Here is a 22,266-nt window from a genome sequence, read left to right on the forward strand (position 1 = left end):
AGAAACAGATTCAAATTAAAGATTTGGATCTGTTTCTATTCTTTCCCAAGGTGGTATATCTGTCCATTGTTCAGTAAGGAAATCAATAAACATACGAATACGTGGTGACAAGTGTTTTTTACTTGGATAAATAATACGGATAGGTTCATCCGAAACAGCATATTCCTCTAAAATTGGAACAAGTTCCCCACGGTCAATCGATTTTTTTGTCAGATAAGACGGCAGTTGGATAATCCCAAAACCTGAAATAGCTGAAGCCAATATCGCATCTGAACTATCAATCTTCATTTTTTCAGGCCCTTCAAATATATAAGGTCCCTGATCTGTTTTAAATTTCCAGTTTTTCCGATTAAAGCTACCATTGAAAAAAATAGTATTGAATTGCAATAAATCTTGCGGTGTTTGTGGACAGCCATGCAGTTGTAAATATTGAGGAGAAGCACATGTCTGCATGCTTTGCCAACCAATTGTACGCGTTAACAGTCGAGAATCATCTTTAGGCTCTCCAATACGAATACCGATATCAAAGCCTTCCTCAATCACATCGACAAAGCGATCGGTAAAAGAAATATCTGCATTCAAATCAGACCACTTTTTGAGGAAATCATGCAATACCGGTAAAATATACTGGTGGCCCAATGAATGTGGCGCAGTAATTTTTAAAGTGCCCGTAGGATGTACACGACGAGTTGCCATAACCTGATCAATTTCATCTAAATCTTCTAGAATCTGTTTGCAATAATCAAAAAGAATACGACCTTCATCGGTCAAACTGAGACTTCGTGTAGTTCTATTGAGTAGCCGTACATTCATTTGTTGTTCTAATCGGACAATACTTTTACCAATAGCAGAGCGTGACAAACCTAAATGTTTTGCAGCTTTGGTATAACTGCCCTGTTTTACAGAGCTAACGAATGCAGATAGATCACCTATTCGATTGATTTCCATGATTTTCTCTTTTATTAAATCGATATCAACCCAATATATGGGAATCAATATCTACAATATTTTAATTATAATGCCATTAGTTAAATATTAAGGCAAATTAAAAGATATGACCAAGCGATCTCAAGCATCACTCCGATTTGAAAAATTTATTCAGCTTTGGCAAGGCAATACTACTGATCTGGTCGAAACATTCCTGAGTCAAGATATTCAATTGTCTTCAAGTCATCGAGGCAATCAACGCTCAATTTCTCAAGTTATTGATCATCTCAAAAATGACTTTGATTCTAATGCAAGTAACAACATACACATCTCAAATGTTGTAGAAAAATCTACGACAGAAAAAACTCAGATAAGCGCATACTTTTATGGTGAAACAACGCTTAAAAATACAGTTTTTTTCGGCGGAATGATGATTGTCACTTTAAATCAACATTTAATTGATGATATTAAAATTCAAATGAATTGGGTCGATGGTGATAAATCACTCATTTCCCATTGGTCTTTACCCTTAGAACGTTTGTGGAAACCCAAGGATCCAAAATCTTCAGCCATTATGAGCGAACTTGATGCTATTTGGCACAGTTCAGAAAATGAATTGAGTCCAAATAGTCATGAGGAGCGAATTGCTGAAGCATGGTATCGCTATGCATGGGCATTAGATCTAGCAGATACCTCCTTATATATGGATGCATTTACAGATGATGCAATTGTCCAACTCCCTCCGATGGGAACGCTCACAGGCAAAAGAGAAATTATCTCGACCTTAAAAGCTTTTAGAATGCCTTGGCCATCTATCCAACATTATGGTGAACCACTTCAAATAGATATTAATCTTGAGAAAAAGACAGCTGACTTAATGCTTGGTCGAATTATTCCTCAACAAGCACAAGATACAGAGGGTCAATCCATCTATGCAGCACATTATAAAATTGAACTGCACTTAACTCAGACAAATCAGTGGAAAATTCATCGAATGAACTATTTACCAGGTTGGATTCGTACTCAGCATGGAGAACTATAATGAAAAAAGTTGTCGGTATTGTCGGGAATTTTAATCAGCCTTCACGAACTTATCAGTTAGCTGAAGAGATTGTAAATAAGACCGCCCACTCGTCAGGACTTAACGCTCAGCTTTATAATCTTTCTGCATTAGGGCCATCCTTTCCAAATGCTCAATCACTGAAAGACTTAGATGATCAAGCACAAGCCATCATTGAGGACATCATCAATGCTGAGATTCTGGTCATTAGTGTGCCGACGTGGAATGCGAGTTATCCAGGTATGTTCAAACATTTGTTTGATTTAATATCACCAGAAGCAATGCAGGCAAAACCCATGATTCTTGCAGCAACAGGTGGTTCAGAACGACATGCTTTAATGCTCGAATATCAAGTGAGACCATTATTCAATTATTTTAAAGCTTGTCCTGTAACGACTTCTATTTATGCCACTAGCACCGATTGGAATGAGAATAGGCTTTCATCTGAACTTAATCTTCGAATTGATCAAGCAGTCAGTGAGATACGTTGTGCTTAGTAGTTCATATATTGCTAAATTTAAAATGTATTAATTGCTTATTGTATTTAAATATATCCAAAATACTGAAACCACAGCCTTAAAATAAAGACTGTGGTTTTTTTGCATTGAAATACTAAGTAGTGCAATAAACTAAGATATTTATCACAACTCACATGCGAAATAACTGCACTTAGCATGGGAAACACATTCCCTAATCTTTGTTTTAAGATGCATTTAAGTTTTAAAACATGTGGACTGTGAGTGAAAAATTATCAATTTTTAAACCCTATTATTCTCCCGAATGGGGTTCAAATTAAAAACCGTGTTGTCTTAGCACCAATGACTGAACAGATGGCATTTCAGGATGGAACGGTTAGTCTTGAAGAAATTAATTACATGCAACAACGTGCAGGCGGTGTCGGTTTACTCATTACACCTGTGGCATATATTAATAAAGAAGGTAAAGGTTTTGAAGGTCAGTTAGGTGTAGATGATGATCATAAAATTGCGGGACTAAGCAAGTTAGCATTTGCAATTAAATCTCGTGGCGCTAAAGCAATTTTACAAATTTTTAGTGCTGGCCGAATGACAAATTCACATATTACACGAGGCTTGAAACCTGTCAGTGCTAGTGCAATTGCTGCGCCGAGAAATGGTGCAGAATGTCCTCGTGAATTAAGCCAGGATGAGGTTGTGAATACAATCAAAGATTTTGCAGAAGCAACACGCCGAGCAATTGCAGCTGGATTTGATGGTATTGAATTGCATGGTGCAAATACATATTTACTCCAGCAATTTGTATCCCCACACTCTAATCGACGTACAGATCAATGGGGTGGCTCATTAGAGAAACGTTTATTTTTTCCGATGACCGTTATTAATGAAGTATTGAAAGTAAAAGAAAAGTTTGCAACACCAGAATTTATTGTCGGATATCGATTATCCCCAGAGGAAATGGAAGAACCTGGGATTAGCTTAGATGATACAAAGTATTTTATCGATAAGTTACAACAAACAGATATTGATTATATTCATGTATCTATGGGTAATGTCTGGCGTACATCGATGCGTGATCAATCTGATTCAGTTCCTATTATCAAACAGCTTAGAAAGGTTTCTAGTAAGAAACCTTTAATTGCGGTTGGGAGCATCAGAACGCCTGAACAAGCAGAAGATGTGATGAATAGTGAAATTGATTTTATTGCTTTGGGACATCAATTAATTATTGAACCTAATTGGGTTGAAAAAGTAGCTTCAGGTCAAGAAGACAGCATTCGTTATCAATTACATGCTGCTGATCTAGATGATCTAGGCGTAAAACCACCCTTTTTAGAGTTTATTCGTGATATGCCCGGATTTGATATTTTAGGTTTAGATTATGCAGATAATCGAGAAATTGTTAAAGTCACTTATCTGTAATGATGCAAAAAGTCCGTAGAAATACGGGCTTTGGATTTATATAAACAACTCAATAAAAAAATGTCTACAAGATCGGCGGCTACTGAAAATTTCATTCAAATCTTAAGACTTTTTTTGTAGGAAACAATCTATTCATAGCTAGGTTCATGAACTAAATATTTTATAAATTATCAATATAATATGCTAAGTCACTAAATTTATTAATTATTAAGAATAATCTAATTATGAACTAGATTTTAGGTAAACATAAGTTAAATAAATAACATATGTTGTTTAGTTCATTAATAATATTGACATAGAGTAAATTGAGCTCTATTTTGTTTTTCATAGGTACTTGCGGATATTTTCCTTAAATCAAAAGCTTAAGAAATCTTTTTTCTATTTTCAATTTAGGTGTGATCGTTGATCAATAAGTAAACATGCTGTGAGTTGTTGTAATTCAGCAAAACTTAATCCATCCACAATTTCAATCACATAAGCTTGTTGTTCTTTTATTTCAATAATACATAAATCCGTGTAAATTCGGTCAACACATTGCTCACCAGTGATTGGATAAGTCAATTGATTTACAATTTTAGCATTACCTTGCTTTGTGACATGCTCCATGCATACAAAAATACGTTTAGCACCCACAGCTAAATCCATTGCACCACCGACAGCAGGAACATCATCTACATTACCTGTGTGCCAATTGGCTAAATCACCATTCATCGCAACTTGAAATGCACCCAATACACAAATATCTAAATGCCCACCACGCATAATATCAAATGAATCTCCATGATGCATAAAACAGCCACCATCTAATAAAGTTACGAGCTCCTTACCCGCATTAATTAGATCAGGGTCTTCTTTACCTAGAATCGGTGGTGGGCCAAAGGCTAAGATGCCATTTTCTGAATGTAAAAAAATTTCTTTATCTTCTGGTAAGTATTTAGCAATATTGGTTGGTAAGCCAATGCCTAAATTAACATAAGATCCATCAGGAATATCTTCAGCAATCATTTTTGCAATATCTTCACGACTTCTTTTTTGAATATTCATTAAATATCACTCACTTTCACAACATGCTGAATAAAAATTCCTGGCGTAATAATAGCTTCAGGATCAAGCTCACCTAAGTTAACTGTTTCATTGACTTGTACAATGGTCGTGGTTGCAGCTTTTGCCATAATTGGGCCAAAATTTCGTGCTGCTTTTCGATATATTAAATTACCCCAACGATCTGCTTTATCTGCATAAATCAATGCATAATCAGCTATAAGTGGGTATTCCAGTACATAGTTTTTCCCATTTATCTTTCTTGTTTCCTTGCCTTCAGCTATTTTGGTTGCATATCCAGTTGGTGTAAATACCGCACCTAATCCCGAACCTGCAGCTTGAATACGGCATGCTAAATTACCTTGCGGAACTAATTCTAGTTCAATTTTCCCAGCATTATATAATTCACTAAACACGGTTGAACCTGCTGACTTTGGGAAAGAACATACAATTTTTTTGACTAAACCTGAAAGTAGTAATTTTGTTAGCCCTCGTTCACCAGATGCTGCATTATTATTAATTAACGTTAATTCTCTAGGTCCTATATCTATTAATGCCTCAATAAGTTCAATAGGCTGTCCAGTAATACCAAATCCACTGGTCATAATGGTTGAGCCATCAGGAATTTTTTTAAGTACCGATTCAATATCACTGGTAATTTTATTTATCATAATAACTGATGCTTCTATATAAATATGGGATGAAACTCAAGAAAAACGAGCTTCATCCTGATTAAAATTAAGCCGTTGCTTCCTTAATCATATTTTTTGCAATAATGATTTGTTGAATCTGCGTGGTTCCTTCATATAAACGGAATAAACGTACATCTCGGTAAAAACGCTCAATTGCATATTCGCTGATGTAACCTGCTCCACCATGTATTTGCACGCAACGATCTGCGACTCGTCCACACATTTCAGTCGCAAACATTTTTGAACATGATGCTTCTGTACTAATATTTTCACCCAGATCTCTGCGACGAGCTGCATCAAGCACCATACACTTAGCCGCATAAATTTCAGCTTTAGAGTCAGCCAACATTGCTTGTATTAATTGAAATTGAGCAATAGGTTGACCAAACTGTTTACGTTCAACTGCATAATTCAACGCATCTTCTAGCATACGTTCAGCACTTCCAACGCTGTACGCTGCAATATGTAAGCGACCTTTGTCCAATACTTTCATGGCAGTTTTAAAACCGACACCTTCTACACCACCGATCAGTTGATCTTTATGTATACGGCAGTTTTCAAAGATCACATCACAGGTATGTGATCCTTTTTGTCCCATTTTTTTATCAATTTTACCAAGCGATAAGCCTTCTGTACCCGCTTCTACTAAAAATGCAGAAATTGCAGATGATCCTTTAATTGTCAGATTGGTTTTTGCCATGACTGTAAAAGTTGCTGCGCGTGGTGCATTGGTTATAAAGCGTTTTGTACCATTCAAAATATAATAGTCACCATCTTTTGCTGCTGTTGTTTTTAATGAAGCAGCATCCGACCCTGCATCTGGTTCAGTTAAACAAAATGATCCTATAATTTCTCCACTTGCATAGCGTGGTAAATATTTTTGTTTTTGTTCTTCTGTACCATCAATAATGATTCCACTCGAACCAATGCCATTATTAGTACCAATTAACGATCGAAAAGCTGGGGAAGTCTGGCCAAGTTCAAAAGCGACACGGACCTCTTCCTCCATCGTTATGCCTAGGCCACCAAATTCTTCTGGTATGGTTAGTCCAAACAATCCTAGTTCACGCATTTGTTGCACAACAGATTCAGGAATTTGATCTGTTTCAGCTACCTCATGTTCAAGTGGTACAAGTTCATTTTTAACGAAATCACGTATTGTAAAAAGTAATTGTTGCAACATTTCTTCATCACGAACCATGTCTATCTCCTATCCTTTTTCATTCATTATCCTATTGATTTTTTAAACTCTAGGATGTCCATTTTAAAAATAATATCCGTTTTCAATTGACTCATGCATCATTGATGTTAATTTCACTAATTAATATTTAATTAGTTTCGTATTGCAAAACTATAATCAAAATAATTTTTAAAACAAATTAGAATTTCAAATCCATATTATCAAATATTCTTATTGAAAATATGCTTGTATTTTTTAAAAATACAAGCAAAATTAAAAACAAATATGTTTCGCAATACGGAATTTGATAAATGTTTAATTATGATAACAATGCGGATGACAGCAATATCATCACAGTTGACTTCTCTACACCTAAAGTTGCAGTCATTTGTATTAATCGACCTGAAGCAAAAAATGCTTTAAATATTTTAGTGCGCAAACGTCTAGCAGAAACTTTTTCAGAATTAACTTTTAATGATGATATTCATGCAATTGTATTAACAGGCGGAGAAACTGTTTTTGCGGCAGGTGCAGATTTAAAAGAAATGGCAACTGCGACCTCAACAGAAATGATGCTTCGTCATACAGAGCGTTACTGGAATGTGATTGCACAATGTCCTAAACCTATAATTGCAGCTGTAAATGGCTATGCCCTAGGGGGTGGATGTGAATTGGCTATGCATGCAGATATTATTATTGCAGGCAAAAGTGCGATATTTGGTCAACCAGAAATTAAAGTGGGTGTCATTCCTGGTGCAGGTGGCACTCAACGACTATTTAGAGCTGTAGGTAAATTTCATGCGATGCGTATGATTATGACTGGCGTATTGGTTTCTGCAGATGAGGCATATCGTATCGGACTAGTTTCTCAGCTTACAGAGGATGAGCAAACTATTGCTACTGCATTACAAATGGCAACTGATCTAGCAAGAATGCCTCCAATTGCATTACAGCAAATGAAAGAAATTGCTTTATTAAGTGAAGATGTGCCTTTAAATGCTGGTTTATGTTTAGAAAGAAAGGCTTTTCAGCTTTTATTTTCCACGGAGGATCAAAAAGAAGGCGCTGCTGCATTCCTTGAAAAGCGCCATCCAAATTATGTAGGTCGATAATGCATGAATCGAAAATAATATTCAAAAACTAATTGATTAGGTTTACGCCCACCAAATGGCATATAAAGGATTTACTCGATGCAACGTGAAATAAAGAAAATTGGCATCATTGGTTCAGGGATTATGGGAAGTGGAATTGCTCAAATTTCTGCGCATTCTGGACATCAAACATATTTATATGATGTACAAAATGGAGCCGCAGAAAAGTCTAAACTGAATTTAATTTTAACTTTTGAAAAATTACAAGCGAAAAACAAGTTATCCGTTGAACAAGTAAACTTAGCCATTAATAATATATATATTGCTTCAGAACTCGCTGATCTTGCTGAGTGCGATTTAATTATCGAAGCAATTGTTGAAAATTTGGCTATTAAGCAAAAATTATTAAAAGACTTAGAAACACTTGTTTCTGAGGATACAATTCTTGCATCAAATACCTCATCTCTCTCCATTACTAGTATTGCAGCTCAGTGCCAGTTTCCTGAAAGAGTCATCGGTTTTCACTTTTTCAATCCTGTTCCACTTATGAAAGTTGTTGAAGTCATTGCAGGTCTAAAAACTGAGCCCGTAATCATACAAAAACTGAGTCAGTTGGCTCAAGCCTTTGGACACCGTGCTGTTATTACAAAAGATACCCCAGGATTTATCATTAATCATGCTGGACGTGCTTATGGTACAGAGGCATTAAAAATTCTAAATGAAAATATTGCTGACATCTCAGATATTGATCGAGTTTTACGTGATGGTGTTGGTTTCAGAATGGGTCCTTTTGAGCTTTTAGATTTAACAGGTTTAGATGTCTCACATCCTGTGATGGAATCTATTTATCATCAGTATTATGAAGAACCTCGTTATAAGCCAAATCCGCTTACTCAGCAAATGCTTGAAGCAAAATTACTGGGTCGTAAAACTCAAGCAGGTTTTTATCAATATGCAGATGGTCATAAATATGGTGAAAAACCATGTCAAACTGCTGTAAAACCTGAATCATATCCATCTATATGGATTGCCGCTGATTTTATTGAAGATAAAAAAATTCTTGAGCACTACATAAGCAATCAAAATATTAGATTAGATATAAGTGAAAAACCAAATCCAAAGAGTTTATGCATTATTGCAAGTTATGGGGAGGATACAACTCATAGTTGTTTACGTTTTAAAACTGATCCTCATCAAACAGTTTGCATTGATATGCTTTATGGATTTGATAAGCATCGAACATTAATGCCCTCGCTTATTACCCATCCTGAGCTTATTGAAACCGCACATTATATTTTCAGTCGAGACAATACACACGCCAGTGTAATTCAAGAAAGTATTGGTTTTATTGCTCAACGCATACTCTCAATGGTGATCAACTTAGGCTGTGATATTGCTCAGCAACAGATTGCTACAGTAGATGATATTAATGCTGCAGTCAGATTAGGGTTAGGCTATCCATTTGGACCAATTGAATGGGGCGATCAATTGGGTGCAGATAAAATTTTGCTCATCTTAAATCGTATTTCAGCACTCACCAATGACCCGCGCTATAGACCAAGCCCATGGTTACAACGCCGTGTAGCACTTAATTTACCACTTACTTTTGCTCAATCTTAAAATGGATTTTCTATGTTAAATGCTTATATTTATGATGGTTTACGTAGCCCTATTGGTCGTCATACAGGTGCGCTAAGTAGCATTAGACCCGATGATTTAGCAGGTTTAGTTATTCAACGCTTAATCGAGAAAACTGGAATTTCAGGTGAGTGTATTGAGGATGTTATTTTAGGGAATACTAATCAAGCTGGTGAAGACAGTCGTAATATTGCTCGGCATGCCGCACTACTTGCAGGTTTACCTGTTTCTGTACCAGCTCAAACAGTCAATCGGTTATGTGCAAGTGGTTTAGGTGCAATCATTGATTCAGCACGTGCAATTACTTGTGGTGAAGGTGATTTATATATAGCTGGAGGCGTAGAAAGTATGACACGTGCCCCATTTGTGATGGCAAAAGCAGAAAGCGCATATAGTCGTGATACGAAAATTTTTGATACGACTATTGGTAGCCGTTTTCCAAATCCTAAAATCACACAACTTTATGGCGCTCACAGCATGCCTGAAACAGGTGATAATGTTGCTGTGGAATTTGGAATTACACGGGAACAAGCTGATTTATTTGCTGCACAATCTCAAACAAAGTATCAGAAAGCCAAATTAGATGGTTTTTTTGAGGATGAAATTATCGCTCTTGAGGTTTCTCAAGGTAAAAAACTACCTACAAAAATAATCAATGAAGATGAACACCCACGAGCAAACTCAATAATTGAAAGCTTATCAAAACTAAAACCTCTATTTGAAGGTGGTATTGTTACAGCCGGAAATGCTTCTGGTATTAATGATGGTGCAGCAGCATTACTCATTGGCTCCGAAGCAGTACAGACAAAATACGGTTTAAAACCTATGGCCAAAATATTATCAGCAGCGGCAGCAGGTATTGAACCTCGTATTATGGGTGCAGGACCTATTCAAGCAATTCAAAAAGCAGTTGAGCGTGCGGGTCTAAACTTAAATGATATGGATATTATTGAGATTAATGAAGCTTTCGCTTCACAAGTATTGTCTTGTTTAAAAGGTTTAAATATCGCTTTTGATGATGAACGTGTTAACCCAAATGGTGGAGCCATCGCAATCGGTCATCCCCTTGGTTGTTCTGGTGCGCGCTTGGTATTAACCGCAGCACGTGAATTACGACGTCGCAATAAAAAATATGCCGTTATTAGTTTATGTATTGGTGTAGGACAAGGGCTTGCTATGGTCATTGAAAACATTTCTTAATGCTTTAAGCTATCCATTCATGCGGATTAACTGTAAGCATGAATGGATTTATTTTGCTTAGCAAAATAAAATAGCATTTCAGTTTTATAATTTTAAAGATTAGGGAAATACATGGCTCAATCACTCAGTCTTGATGAAATTCGATTAGATCCTATTTCCCATATTCACCGAGAAAATAATCCTCAATTCATCGCCTCTCTTGCACGGGGTTTTGAACTATTAAGATGTTTCTCATCACAGCAGCAAGTTTTAGGCAACCAAGAATTAGCTCAAATGACGGGATTGCCAAAGCCAACCATTGCACGTATTACTTTTACCTTAGTTTCACTTGGCTATTTAAAACAACTCACAAATTCATCAAAATACATGTTAGATATCGGTGTTCTTTCTTTAGGTTATGCAGCTCTTTCAAATATTGCGATTCGTAGTATTGCGCATCCTTTTATGCACGAAATGAGTTTACATATTCAAGCGCCTGTTGCTTTAGCGACTCGTGATCGTCTCAACATGTTGTATTTAGATGTGATTCAAACCAATAGTATGATGCGCCGTACAGTCGGATCAACTCTTTCTTTACACAGTAGTGCAATGGGAAGAGCTTGCTTGGCTGCGACACCTGAAAAAGAGCGCCATATTCTTATGACCGCTTTAGCAAAAAAAGATCCTAAAAATTGGGAAAATGATCAAATTGCTTTAAACAAAGCATTTAAAGATTATGAACAATATGGTTATTGTTTATCTTTGGGAGATTGGCAAAGAGATATCAATTCGGTTGCTGTCCCACTGCTCAGCACACAGCATGGCTTATTTGTATTTAACTGTGGTGCACCAAATTTCCAGTTAACGCCTGAAAAAATTGAAAAAGAAGTCGGACCAATGCTGAAATTTATGGTGAATAATATTAATGAAGCACTCATTGAAGCCAGTTAATATTCAAATTTATTTATTAAGATAAATAATTTCGTGATTAAATTTTTTTAAGTTCAGGTTTTTAAAAAATCTTGAACTTAGATTCATTTAAAATTTGTTTAAAAATCAATGCATCTTTTTCGCCACTCTCTTGGTGATAAGCCATACCATCGTTTAAATGCACGAGTAAAATTACCTTGAGCCTCATAGCCCAATTGATTTGCAATATCCAAAACAGATAACTCAGGGTTTTCCAAAAGTTTACATGCTTTGTTTTTTCGCGTTTGATCCAACAATGATTCAAAATTTGTTTTCTGATCATTCAAATAACGATAAAGAGTAAAGCGATGAATAGAAAAAAACTCAGAAACCTTTTGTACTGTGCATATACCATGCGGTAATAATTCTTCAATCACTTGGCAAACTTGGGTTTCTAACTCAATACTTTTATGACTATGTAATTCTGATAAATGACTTCGTAAAAAATTATCCAATTGATCATCATGCCCTGTTCTTTTTTGATCAAGTTGTGACTGCGGAAAAAGCATTTCATGTTGAGATTGCCCAAACCAGACTGGGCATTTAAAAAATTTTTCATAAAGATGTGCAGATTTTGGCTTAGGATAAGAAATTCGAACCAAGGTGGGACGCCATGATTTACCTAGAATAAGTTCCATAATTAAAACAGTTGCGACTAAATAAGCAGTTTGTAAGAGTTCTTTTTCAGGGGCATTCCCTTCAATCGCCATGCGAACACCTGCATATCCTTGATCTTCATTCAAAGTTAGGTGTAAGCCTCGATACCACAAACGTCCATAGTGAAATAAGCTTTCAAGTGCATCACGCATAGATGCAGCATTCAGAACTAAAAAACGCAATGGACCCGTATTTGACAAATTCGCTCTTTGACCAATAAGCAACCCTAGATGATCACATCCTGTGAGTTCTTTAGCAATTTGATGAATTTCACCATGTATATGAATGGGCACAGGCATCAAATTGTTTTTAAAGTCTTCCTCTTTAATCCCAAATTGATTAAATAAGGGCCATGGATCTATCCCTTTTTCGATTAGGATTTTTGACAAGGGTGCCAATGCACCCAAAGGAATTGATTTTTCCTGTACTTTTGAATGAATACTTTTCAACTAAAACCTCTAAATTTTTGAGGCATCAGGTGTAGGATTTTTCACTGTCCTGATTGAGTTGTTCTACTCATAGAACCACGTCCCTGAAGCTATTTCCTATGCTTAATTTTTATAACATAAAATATTCACTTTTCACCATTTTTAAGTCAAGTAAAAAATGGAATAACGGTTTGATATAAAATTTTATTAAAAATAACTTAATCCTCCCCCAATAATCATTAATTGGAGGGTCAGTACAAAACCAAGTATCAGCGGTTTCATTCCTGCTTTTTTTAAATCTATAAGTCTGACACTCACACCCAATGCCACCATAGCAGTTGCCAATGCTAAGTCATCTAATAAAATAATTGTTTGGTGTAAATCTTTGGGAATTGAAATCCAAGAGTTTAATAACATACATATAATGAAACCAAAGACAAAAATAGGCATTTTTACAGAACCAGCAGACTGTCCTGATATTGAATTACGAGTGAGTAAAAAACATAAGACCAAAAGAAATGGAGCAAGTAATAATACTCGAATAAGCTTGGTTACAATTGCAGCTTCTGCTGCTATAGGTGTCATAGCTTGCCCCGCAGCGACAACTTGTGCAACCTCATGTAAGGTTGCACCTGTAAAGATACCAAAGGTACGATCATTTATAAAAATATGCGGTAATACATTGAATATCCATGGATATAAAAACATCCCTATCGTACCGAAAAGAACAATACAGCTCACGGCAACTGCGATCTGATCATTTTTTGCTTTAACAATACTTGATGTTGCTAAAATAGCTGCTGCGCCACAAATAGCATGCCCTGCTCCAATTAAAATCGCTGTTTCCTTTTCCATTTTGAGCAGTTTAATACCTACCCACATTGCTAAACCCATTGTTGAAATAATCAAAATTAAATCAATGATAAATGCTTGAATGCCTAGAGCTTGTATTTGTTGAATACTCAATCGAAACCCATAAAAAGCAACGGCTATTCTGAGTAGTTTCTGCTTACTAAAAGCCATCCCACTTTCTAATGCTTCGTGCATTCGATTTGGGATGCTATTACCAACCAGCATACCCAAAAGCATTGAAATAGTGAGTAGACCTAAACCCATATTTTTCAGTGCTGGAACTATAGATAAATAGAATGCAATCAAAGCCAGTGCGAAAAAAAATATGATGCTTAAAGAAAATTCAGACATCCCTTGTTTTAGCCGATTGAGCATAGTAAATTCACTTTAAAAAAAAACGAAAATGAGTTAAGCCATCATGGCCAATTTAAGACCATGATTGTCATTCCGAAGGTTGGATTTAAATTGATATAAATAAATTGGATAATGAATGTTAAATATTGATTCTCATTAGAAATTCACTTTAAAGACCATAGATGCGAAGTCTCGATCATCCATTGTGCTAAATTCATTTGAACCAAAGTAATTTTGATATGCAATTTCAGCTGAATATTTCTTTTGATAAGTAGCAGACACTGCAACACCTATAGCCATTTGCCCTTCTTGAAAATTTTGTCCATAGCCTGTGACATCATGTCGAAAAGTTAAACTTGGTGTAACAACCGTTTCAGGTAAAGCATTGTCATAGCTCAATGCACCACGAACACGATAACCTGCGGACCATTCAGAGAAAAAACCATCCTTTGCATTACAATATTTCGTATTCAGTTCGGTAATTTCATCTTTAGATAAATTTCCAGAATTTGCAGTAATACAGGCAAACTCTCCTGTTTCAGGATTATATTGACCAGTACTTAATTCACTGCGTCCAAAAGCACTGCTTCGACCAAAGCGATAATTACCAATATCAGCAATATGATTAATCCCCATTTCTGCCGAAACTGCTAAGTTTTTAGCACCTAAAATATGAGGGAAATTATCTGCTGCACCGAATGTAAACTGCGTGACAGGCACTCGTGCATAACCATCAACATGTTGCCCAAGTTCAGGTTTTACACCCTTGTCTGTAAAGGGAGTATTATTCGCAAGGATCTGAAAATTAACAGTATCCGTGCCATTAAAACCTAAAGGTTGGTTTGTTTTATGGTTCAATTCACTAAAGATGTTGGTTGTACCTAATTTGGTTGCAAAACTCAGCCCAAACATACGAATATCTTCTGGATGAACTGCATAAAATCGTGCTGTATTAAAATTTTGAGGCCCTGAAGCAGTGACGGCAGTTCCTTCAAAAGCAGAAACACGACTATGATAATTGGCATAGTACAGACCTAATTCAGCATTGTTTAAACTTGGAATAATTTGTTTAAGTGCAACCCCATACTGCCCACCATCTTTTGGTAACTGTGTTTCTGAACGAGGAATGTAAGATCCTGTTCGCATCGAGGTATCTGTTGTTCGATCTCCAACCACTGCAATGGTAATCGGACCACAACTTTCCGCCGTAAAATCTGAAATTTGGAAAAATGTGCCACAACCGTCTAAAACTGTCGCCCTAAACTTATATTGATAAAAACCCTCAAATTGAAGATGCTTATTAATACCAAATGTGAACGACAACATTTCAGTTGGAATCATCCGTTCTTTAGCATCAACACCTGGTCTATTCATCGCTGCGACATCAATTGCACTGACCGAGTTTAAACCGTTTTGGAAAAAACGTGATTTCCCCCAGTTTAGTGTCTGTTTTCCAAGTTTTATGTCTAAAGCTTTTCCATTGGAGAATTCAAACTTTTTCCAAATGTAAGCATCCCAGAGTTCAATACCTTTAAATTTTGCTAAATCTGGCCATCTTTGATCATCAAAGGTTTCAAAATCACCTTTCCCAGTCTCATAGGCATGGTCGTACCAATATTTTGCACTTAATACAGCACCTTGCTGACCATTACTCAAATTAAACTCAGTTAAGCCTTTTACAACTTGAGAAATAACATCATGCCGACTAAAATTTTGACGACCATTGTCACCATTGGCATCAACACTATTTCCATTTTTGCCAATATTGAGCGCATCAGGTTTAAAAAGCAGTGATGCTGATGGTGTTTGCATGCTCCAGCTCGTTCCCATGCTCAATGTTGTATTGGTTTTTAATTTCCAACTTTCATTCAAGTCAAAACTTGCTGCATGAATCTCTGAAATTGACAATGCTAAAACACTACTAATACCAATAATACGAATTAAATAATCGCTCTTTTGCGTTCCATTCAGGCGTGCGAATCTAGTGACCATATCAGCTCCGTTTAGATATGATTTATTATTGTTACTCCCAGATTACTGGGAGTGCTTTTGATTTAACTGAGGTAAACTAAGATTTTGTATCGCGTAACAAGCGTGCTGGAATGCCGAGTAACAAGGTTACTGCGCCAATGACAAGTAATAGTGCAATTACACTGAATGCCATATATATGCTTCCAGTCTGAGTTTTAATGGTTCCTACAAGAATAGGACTTAATACTGCTGCCATCCCCCCTAAAGTACTAATGAGTGCAATACCTGCAGCTGCTGCAGTACTGGATAAATAAGCAGGAGGAATCGTCCAAAACAATGGAACTGCGGCAAGACAAGCGGCTGCGCCTAGTGTTAATAACGAAATAGACAGCACAATTTCATTTTGAAATAAACCTAACAGCGTAAAACTGATTGCGCCAACCAACATGGTGAGTGCTAAATGCCAGCGACGCTCCAAACGTTTATCTGAACTACGACCCAAAATATACATTGCAACTAAAGCAGTAATATAAGGAAGGCTTGAGATTAAGCCAATTTGACGAATATCATGAATACCAAACTCTTTAATCAATGTTGGCATCCAATAAGCAACAGTGTTCGTCCCAGAATAAATACAGAAGAATACAAAACCTGCTATCAATATTCGTGGATCACAAAGAAGTTGCTTTAAAGGTATGCTCTTTTTCTCAATGGCTTGGTTTTCTGAAGATAAGCTATATTGCACAACCAATTTTTCACGTACGGTAAGCCACTTTGCTTTTTCAGGATGATCAACCAACCAAAACCAAGCGAAGAAACCGAGAATAACAGCAGGAATACCTTCTAAAACAAAGAGAGCTTGCCAGTCTTTTAAACCAAACCAACCATGAAAATTACTCATGATCCACCCTGCAAGTGGGCCACTCACAATCCCTGCCATAATCCCCGCCATGAAAAAAACGGAAGTGATACGTCCTCTTAATGAACCTGGAAACCAATAGGTCAGATACAAAATTACACCTGGAAAAAATCCAGCTTCAGCCACACCTAGTAAAAAACGTAAGACATAAAATCCCATTGCGCTTTCTACAGTACTCATGAGCATGGTCACAATGCCCCAAAGCACCATGATTCTGGTCAAGGTTGCTCTGGTTCCTACTTTCTGCATATATAAATTACTTGGTATTTCAAATAATAAATAACCAACAAAAAATGCAGCTGCTCCAATACCATAAGCAGCATCGCTAAGGAGTAGATCTTCAGACATTCTTAATTTTGCAAACGAGATATTAATGCGATCAATTGCATTAATGGCATAAGCTAAAAATAAAAAGGGTAAAAGCCGAAATGCAATTTTCTTAAACGTCTTTTTTTGCTCATCCTGAGTAATGTCTAGACGCTCTAAAGGAGTACTTTCATTGATAGAGCTCACACATATTCTCCTAATATTTTTTCAATATATCCTTATTGTCCTTGTGTCTCGTATCTAAAAGCCAAAATATTAATTGGGTTTCTTACGAGTTATTGCTTGCTTTAATGGCCTCATCCAACATGGGAATACCCATTTCACAAGCTTCAATTCCTTGTAAACTTACAATTTTAAGAACTTCTAGAATTTGCTCACGGGATGCACCTAAAGCAAGTGCAGCTTCAATATGGCGTTGTGTACCATGCTGATACATATGCGTGATGGTCGCATCACCCGCAATACATAGGAATTCAATCCAAAGAGGGGGCAAAATTCTATCCTTCCAAAGACCGAACCCCATTTTTAGAAAATTTTCTAAATAAGTTGGATCCCAACGATAAATTGTTTCCCAAAGCGGATTAAACATGCCTTGTTCGCGTACAGCATCACATACTGGAGTAGCACCAGCAGGAGTTACTTCATCAGCCAAACCTGCTTGTGAAAGTTCATTTTCTAAAATAGGCACACCCAATGCACAGGCATGGATGCCCACAACACTAGCCAGTTTAAATACTTCTAATATTTCAGCACGGCTTGCACCGAGTTTTAACGCTTCTCGTATATGGCGACGCACACCCGGTGCGTATAAATGTGTCGCTGTTACATCAATATTTAATCGAATTAATGCAACTAATTTAGGATCTAGAATATTGGTCAGTTGAGTATCCTGCACCAAAGTCATAAATTTTTCAGTCCACTCTGGTGCCCACTCTGCCATTGAATCCAATGATGAATCAAAAAGACCCGCTGCTCGTAATGCATTAAAATTTGGTGTTTTACTCATTTTTGTTCCTAATACAATTAAATTACGCCGCCGCCATTTGGACTAATCACTTGCCCAACCAAATAATGTTCACCACTGAGATAAAGCACCGTACCTGCATACTCTTCAACCGTACCAAAACGCCCTAGTGGTACGCCCTGCCAAAGTCGATTTCGTGCCTCTTCACCAATGTGATCTAGATATTCATTAAAGCGTGGTGTTGCGACTCCACCCGGTGCCATTGCATTGACAAAAATATTTGATCCAGCAACTTCGTATGCAACAGATTTTGTAAATGAAATTACAGCGCCTTTGGTTGCACAGTAATGTGGACTATGTGCACTTTTACTGGATAGACCTGCAATTGAAGCAATATTGACAATTTTTCCAGAACAATTAGGTTCCATAATTTTTAAAGCTTCACGTGTACAATAAAATACGCCATGTACATTTACTCCCCAATAACGATGCCACTCTTCATCGCTAATTGAACTGGTAAAGCTTAAAGAGCGACGTGGCTCAGGTGTAGACATATAACGATATAGCTCATTGCGACGTTGTGTATCTGTATCTGAATTGGGCGTGATTGCTGCATTATTGACTAAAACATCTAAAGTCCCATAACGTTGCATAATTTTTTTGAACATTGTGCTGACTTCTTGACTTGAAGAAACATCACATTGCACAGCCAGACATTCCGCACCATAGTGTTCAACAGCATGCTGTGTCTCATCTAAAGTTTTTTTATTCACATCGCAAATTGCAAGTTTTGCACCTGCTTTTGCAAAGGCTTCTGCACATGCTTTACCTAAACCAGGACCAACGCCAGTGACCAATACAACTTTTCCATGAAAATCCATTTTGATTCTTCCATATTGAAGTTAATCACTTGTATATTTTGCATTTAATCAGTGATTAACTCTTAATTTATCTAAATTAAAGTCCTGGAACGGTAAATCCACGCTGGCCAGGTTTACGATTTGGTGCCATACCTAACTGACGAATCGTTTCATCCGAGCTCTCATATTTTTTACCAATTTTATAAATTTCACGCGCTTCTTTACCTGTTGCAATATCACGATGAAGCTCACGAGAAATACGAACAATTTGCTCAATTTGTTCAACAGAAGTCATACGTTCACCTTTGCGTCCCCATAAGGTATCTTCAATTCCGACACGAACATGCATACCTAAAGCAACAGCCATGGTATTCATAGGCAATACTGCACGCATTGCACTTTCATAAGTTAAAATAGATCCTGCAGGACAGCGCTTGGTAAACTCAATAAGGTCTGAAGGATCTAAACCTGCCGCTCCACCACCAATAGCAACATAATTTAGATTTAATGGACCTGTGTATAAGCCCTTACGAATTAGACGTTCAACTGTTTCAAGCTGATGAACATGACCTAACATAAAATGTGGCTGAATATCAGCTGCATGTAAGCGTTTTAAGTGCTCAATAAAGAAAGATGGTCGCGCATCAGATACCATTTCTGAATACGCTTTAAAATATTCAGGTCTTTCCAAAATAGTGCCAACTACATCTTCAGGTGCAAGTAATTCACAAATATTCATCTGACTAGTATTAATGGCAATAGTGACTTGATCAGGCTTAGGATTTAGTTCTGCAAGCATATGACGGGTATCATAATCAAGCCATTGTGCTGCTTGACCCTCTTCTTCTGGAGCAAAAGAAATTGAACCACCCACTTGTAAAACCATATCAGGTACGGCTTGGCGGAGTAGACCAAGCATTTCATTAAACTTACTCAGTTTTTTTGAACCTTTACCATCTTCTTCACGGACATGAACATGCAGTACGGTTGCACCTGCATTATAGCAATCTACCGCTTTTTGAATTTGCTCATCAAAAGTGACTGGGATATCATTAGAATCACTCGGAATCCATTGTGGACCATACGGTGCAACTTGAATGACCAATTTTTCTTGATTTTCAGGCAAAAGGCTATCATCTAGAAAGTGCATTAACTTATTCTCCACGCTTCATCATTATTTTCAGAACCATCCTTTGACTCTTGATTCATAATAAATTACAAGTTTGGGAAATTAAAAATTTATCATTAAGTCACATAAATTGATCATTTGGTCATAATTGAGATTCTTAAAAATTGATGTGAACTGATAAAAATGGAGACTTTAAATGATCTCCCCCCGAAAGTTGAACGATTGGATTAAGTATCTTTTAAAGACGGAGTTTTGTACAACAGAAAGGCTTTGTTGCATAAAGACTTTAAAGATAAAACTTCTCTAAGTCACTTAAATTTAAGACACAACTTAGGTATGAGGTTGACCTAATTCAGTGAATTTATTGAGGACTGCTACACGTGCATGAATCTCATTTATCTGGCTAGGAAAGCTCCTTACAGTTAATTTATCGCCTAATAATTTGATGCAATGCATCTTGGTTTCTAGCAAACTTCGACGATGATACCTAGACTACTTTTTCCAAATTGCTCTTCCTAGGCATTTGAGTGTTTTCAATAATTCATTTCTTTCTAAAAATCCCATTTTTTGTCTTTCTATGGTTTTGCATTTTTTCTTGGTGGAATGGCTGCATATGCTTGACGATCTAAAATGAGCTGTCGGCAGCACTTAGTGTCATAAACTCCATCGGTATAAACACAGAGTCAATTCGCTCATCAGATGGAATTTGATTGAGTAAATCTTCTGATACTTGTGAATCACTGACATCATTTGTGGTGAGTTGTACAGCACGTATTTGAAGGGTTTTAGCATCTATACCAATATGGAGCTTACACCATTGATTGAATAGCCGCCAAAATTCTAGACACACATAACCCTCTTTTGATGGGCCATTTCATAATCTAATGGAGAACGCTGACCATTGGAACCATGTCTGCGTTTTGAATTGTAGAACATCTCAATATATTCAAAGATATCTGACCTTGCTTCAGTTCTAGTTATATAGATTTTCTTCTTGATCCTCTCTCGCTTTAACAGCTGAAAGAAGCTCTCAGCAACAGCATTATCATGGCATGAGCAGTGTACTGCGCAAGTGGCGACTCATACTACTTTCAAGATTATGGTGCTTGAGAAATGTCTGCCATTCATAGCTAGTGTATTGGCTACCTTGGTCAGAATGAATCAACACCTTGTTCTTTGGTTTTCTTCGCCATAAAGCCATCAATAACGCATCTAAAACTAGATCTGTTGTGATTCTAGATTTCATGGACTAGCCAACAACAAGACGTGAAAACAAGTCAATTACAACTGCAAGATACAACCATCCCTCGTGAGTACGAATATAAGTAATATCAGTCACCCACAGTTGGTTGGTATGAATTGGGTTGAACTCGCGATTTAAAGTATTTGCAGCAACAATTGATGGATACCGGTATGAGCTCTAGGTTTGCGATAGCCACGCTGTGACTTAAGACCATTAGTTTTCATAAGCCGATATACTCGGTTGATCCCGCAACTTTCACCTATATCTTTCAAATCACAGTGAATCTTGCGATAGCCGTAGACTCCACCAGATTCTAGCCAGAACTGTTTAATCAATCCTGAAAGCTGTTGCCGTTTCTTTGCAGTTTTACTAGTAGGTTGCTTTAGCCAAGCGTAATAACCACTGTGATGAACATCTAGAGTTGAACATAATCGACGGACAGGCCATATGTGCTGATTGTCCTGAATAAAGGCGTACCTCATTTGGACTGGCTTGCGAAGTACACCGTGGCCTTTTTTAATATGTCCCTTTCTTCAGTGACTCGTTGTAGTTCTTTTTTTAACTTTGCCAATTCTGCAAGTGGATCATCAGATTCTGTGATTTTAGGCTGTTTAGGCTTTGTTGCACAAAGATTTTAAAAGTAGAACTCCCCTAAGCGACTCAAATTTAAGTGACAACTTGGGTATGAGGGCGACCTAATTCCGTGAATTTATTCAAGACTGCTACACGTGCATGAATCTCATTCACCTGACTAGGGAAACTCCTTGATGTTAATTTATCTCCCAATAATTTGATGCAATGCATCTTGGTTTCAACCAAGCTTCGACGATGATAGCCTGACCATTTTTTCCATAGTGTCCTGCCTAAACGTTTAACTGTTCAAAGTA

Annotated in this window: 18 protein-coding genes and 3 pseudogenes; 7 read left to right on the forward strand and 14 right to left on the reverse strand. The window is 36.9% G+C overall.

Features of this window, described 5'->3' with window-relative positions:
• Positions 1-15: 15 nt before the first annotated feature.
• Positions 16-948 carry a LysR family transcriptional regulator gene (locus B9T35_RS17115; protein ID WP_086192367.1) on the reverse strand — a complete coding sequence of 311 codons (933 nt, stop codon included), beginning with the start codon at positions 946-948 and terminating at the stop codon, positions 16-18.
• 106 nt (positions 949-1,054) lie between these two features.
• Here B9T35_RS17115 and B9T35_RS17120 point away from each other — a divergent pair, with 106 nt between their 5' ends.
• The 3 genes from B9T35_RS17120 (at position 1,055) to B9T35_RS17130 (ending at position 3,885) form a co-directional block, all read left to right on the forward strand.
• Entirely contained in the window at positions 1,055-1,969 is a 915-nt protein-coding gene (locus tag B9T35_RS17120) for a nuclear transport factor 2 family protein (RefSeq protein WP_086192368.1), read from the forward strand.
• Positions 1,969-2,484, forward strand: coding sequence for an NAD(P)H-dependent oxidoreductase (locus B9T35_RS17125; RefSeq protein WP_086192369.1), 516 nt, complete (start codon positions 1,969-1,971; stop codon positions 2,482-2,484). Before B9T35_RS17120 ends, B9T35_RS17125 begins: the two co-directional genes overlap by 1 nt.
• 243 nt (positions 2,485-2,727) lie before the next feature.
• Positions 2,728-3,885 carry an NADH-dependent flavin oxidoreductase gene (locus B9T35_RS17130; protein ID WP_086192371.1) on the forward strand — a complete coding sequence of 386 codons (1,158 nt, stop codon included), beginning with the start codon at positions 2,728-2,730 and terminating at the stop codon, positions 3,883-3,885.
• Positions 3,886-4,269: 384 nt separating this feature from the next.
• Here the strand turns inward: B9T35_RS17130 and B9T35_RS17135 are convergent, their stop codons facing one another.
• The 3 genes from B9T35_RS17135 to B9T35_RS17145 all read right to left on the reverse strand — a co-directional run bounded on the left by B9T35_RS17135 (position 4,270) and on the right by B9T35_RS17145 (position 6,819).
• Entirely contained in the window at positions 4,270-4,929 is a 660-nt protein-coding gene (locus tag B9T35_RS17135; protein ID WP_086192373.1) for a 3-oxoacid CoA-transferase subunit B, read from the reverse strand.
• Positions 4,929-5,597: a 3-oxoacid CoA-transferase subunit A gene (locus B9T35_RS17140; RefSeq protein WP_086192374.1), complete on the reverse strand. Its 669-nt coding sequence runs from the start codon at positions 5,595-5,597 to the stop codon at positions 4,929-4,931. The genes B9T35_RS17135 and B9T35_RS17140 overlap by 1 nt, the downstream gene beginning before the upstream one ends.
• A 67-nt stretch (positions 5,598-5,664) precedes the next feature.
• Entirely contained in the window at positions 5,665-6,819 is a 1,155-nt protein-coding gene (locus B9T35_RS17145; RefSeq protein WP_086192376.1) for an acyl-CoA dehydrogenase family protein, read from the reverse strand.
• A gap of 290 nt (positions 6,820-7,109) precedes the next feature.
• On the opposite strand from B9T35_RS17145, the gene B9T35_RS17150 reads away from it, so the two are divergent.
• The 4 genes from B9T35_RS17150 to B9T35_RS17165 all read left to right on the forward strand — a co-directional run bounded on the left by B9T35_RS17150 (position 7,110) and on the right by B9T35_RS17165 (position 11,657).
• Entirely contained in the window at positions 7,110-7,910 is an 801-nt protein-coding gene (locus B9T35_RS17150) for an enoyl-CoA hydratase (RefSeq protein ID WP_086192377.1), read from the forward strand.
• 78 nt (positions 7,911-7,988) lie between these two features.
• The gene (locus B9T35_RS17155) at positions 7,989-9,509 is read left to right on the forward strand and encodes a 3-hydroxyacyl-CoA dehydrogenase (RefSeq protein ID WP_086192379.1); all 1,521 of its coding nucleotides are present in this window, start codon (positions 7,989-7,991) and stop codon (positions 9,507-9,509) included.
• 12 nt (positions 9,510-9,521) lie between these two features.
• On the forward strand, positions 9,522-10,727 hold the full coding sequence (locus B9T35_RS17160) for a 3-oxoadipyl-CoA thiolase (protein ID WP_086192380.1): 1,206 nt from the start codon (positions 9,522-9,524) through the stop codon (positions 10,725-10,727).
• Between the two features lie 111 nt (positions 10,728-10,838).
• The gene (locus B9T35_RS17165) at positions 10,839-11,657 is read left to right on the forward strand and encodes an IclR family transcriptional regulator (protein ID WP_086192382.1); all 819 of its coding nucleotides are present in this window, start codon (positions 10,839-10,841) and stop codon (positions 11,655-11,657) included.
• A gap of 98 nt (positions 11,658-11,755) precedes the next feature.
• On the opposite strand, the gene B9T35_RS17170 is transcribed toward B9T35_RS17165, so the two are convergent.
• From B9T35_RS17170 to B9T35_RS17230, 10 genes and pseudogenes are all read right to left on the reverse strand, one after another.
• Positions 11,756-12,781: an AraC family transcriptional regulator gene (locus tag B9T35_RS17170; protein ID WP_086192383.1), complete on the reverse strand. Its 1,026-nt coding sequence runs from the start codon at positions 12,779-12,781 to the stop codon at positions 11,756-11,758.
• A gap of 186 nt (positions 12,782-12,967) precedes the next feature.
• The gene (locus B9T35_RS17175; protein ID WP_086192385.1) at positions 12,968-13,987 is read right to left on the reverse strand and encodes a YeiH family protein; all 1,020 of its coding nucleotides are present in this window, start codon (positions 13,985-13,987) and stop codon (positions 12,968-12,970) included.
• Between the two features lie 135 nt (positions 13,988-14,122).
• Positions 14,123-15,958: a DUF1302 domain-containing protein gene (locus tag B9T35_RS17180; RefSeq protein WP_086192387.1), complete on the reverse strand. Its 1,836-nt coding sequence runs from the start codon at positions 15,956-15,958 to the stop codon at positions 14,123-14,125.
• Positions 15,959-16,034: 76 nt separating this feature from the next.
• Complete coding sequence (locus B9T35_RS17185) at positions 16,035-17,369, reverse strand: MFS transporter (RefSeq protein ID WP_228147189.1); 1,335 nt, start codon at positions 17,367-17,369, stop codon at positions 16,035-16,037.
• An 82-nt stretch (positions 17,370-17,451) separates the two neighbouring features.
• On the reverse strand, positions 17,452-18,189 hold the full coding sequence (locus B9T35_RS17190; RefSeq protein WP_086192389.1) for a carboxymuconolactone decarboxylase family protein: 738 nt from the start codon (positions 18,187-18,189) through the stop codon (positions 17,452-17,454).
• A gap of 17 nt (positions 18,190-18,206) precedes the next feature.
• On the reverse strand, positions 18,207-19,028 hold the full coding sequence (locus tag B9T35_RS17195; protein ID WP_086192391.1) for an SDR family NAD(P)-dependent oxidoreductase: 822 nt from the start codon (positions 19,026-19,028) through the stop codon (positions 18,207-18,209).
• Positions 19,029-19,104: 76 nt separating this feature from the next.
• Positions 19,105-20,157, reverse strand: a complete 1,053-nt coding sequence (locus tag B9T35_RS17200) for a 3-keto-5-aminohexanoate cleavage protein (protein ID WP_086192392.1) — start codon at positions 20,155-20,157, stop codon at positions 19,105-19,107.
• 309 nt (positions 20,158-20,466) lie between these two features.
• Positions 20,467-20,956: pseudogene (locus tag B9T35_RS17205) on the reverse strand (IS5 family transposase); the annotation flags it as partial.
• Positions 20,957-20,976: 20 nt separating this feature from the next.
• Positions 20,977-21,965 (reverse strand): annotated as a pseudogene (locus B9T35_RS18740) (IS3 family transposase); the annotation flags it as partial.
• A gap of 80 nt (positions 21,966-22,045) precedes the next feature.
• Positions 22,046-22,258, reverse strand: a pseudogene (locus tag B9T35_RS17230) (IS5/IS1182 family transposase); the annotation flags it as partial.
• Positions 22,259-22,266 lie beyond the last annotated feature (8 nt).

The organism is Acinetobacter sp. ANC 3832 (genome assembly GCF_002135415.1).
In the GTDB taxonomy this organism is placed as follows: Bacteria; Pseudomonadota; Gammaproteobacteria; order Pseudomonadales; family Moraxellaceae; genus Acinetobacter.

Bases quoted from the DNA above. Each gene is read 5' to 3' on its own strand.
- B9T35_RS17180 (WP_086192387.1), bottom strand. From the start codon at position 15,958: ATGGTCACTAGATTCGCACGCCTGAATGGAACGCAAAAGAGCGATTAT.
- B9T35_RS17150 (WP_086192377.1), top strand. From the start codon at position 7,110: ATGTTTAATTATGATAACAATGCGGATGACAGCAATATCATCACAGTT.
- B9T35_RS17135 (WP_086192373.1), bottom strand. From the start codon at position 4,929: ATGAATATTCAAAAAAGAAGTCGTGAAGATATTGCAAAAATGATTGCT.
- B9T35_RS17195 (WP_086192391.1), bottom strand. From the start codon at position 19,028: ATGGATTTTCATGGAAAAGTTGTATTGGTCACTGGCGTTGGTCCTGGT.
- B9T35_RS17160 (WP_086192380.1), top strand. From the start codon at position 9,522: ATGTTAAATGCTTATATTTATGATGGTTTACGTAGCCCTATTGGTCGT.
- B9T35_RS17190 (WP_086192389.1), bottom strand. From the start codon at position 18,189: ATGAGTAAAACACCAAATTTTAATGCATTACGAGCAGCGGGTCTTTTT.
- B9T35_RS17140 (WP_086192374.1), bottom strand. From the start codon at position 5,597: ATGATAAATAAAATTACCAGTGATATTGAATCGGTACTTAAAAAAATT.
- B9T35_RS17165 (WP_086192382.1), top strand. From the start codon at position 10,839: ATGGCTCAATCACTCAGTCTTGATGAAATTCGATTAGATCCTATTTCC.
- B9T35_RS17200 (WP_086192392.1), bottom strand. From the start codon at position 20,157: ATGCACTTTCTAGATGATAGCCTTTTGCCTGAAAATCAAGAAAAATTG.
- B9T35_RS17125 (WP_086192369.1), top strand. From the start codon at position 1,969: ATGAAAAAAGTTGTCGGTATTGTCGGGAATTTTAATCAGCCTTCACGA.
- B9T35_RS17175 (WP_086192385.1), bottom strand. From the start codon at position 13,987: ATGCTCAATCGGCTAAAACAAGGGATGTCTGAATTTTCTTTAAGCATC.
- B9T35_RS17120 (WP_086192368.1), top strand. From the start codon at position 1,055: ATGACCAAGCGATCTCAAGCATCACTCCGATTTGAAAAATTTATTCAG.
- B9T35_RS17155 (WP_086192379.1), top strand. From the start codon at position 7,989: ATGCAACGTGAAATAAAGAAAATTGGCATCATTGGTTCAGGGATTATG.
- B9T35_RS17145 (WP_086192376.1), bottom strand. From the start codon at position 6,819: ATGGTTCGTGATGAAGAAATGTTGCAACAATTACTTTTTACAATACGT.
- B9T35_RS17115 (WP_086192367.1), bottom strand. From the start codon at position 948: ATGGAAATCAATCGAATAGGTGATCTATCTGCATTCGTTAGCTCTGTA.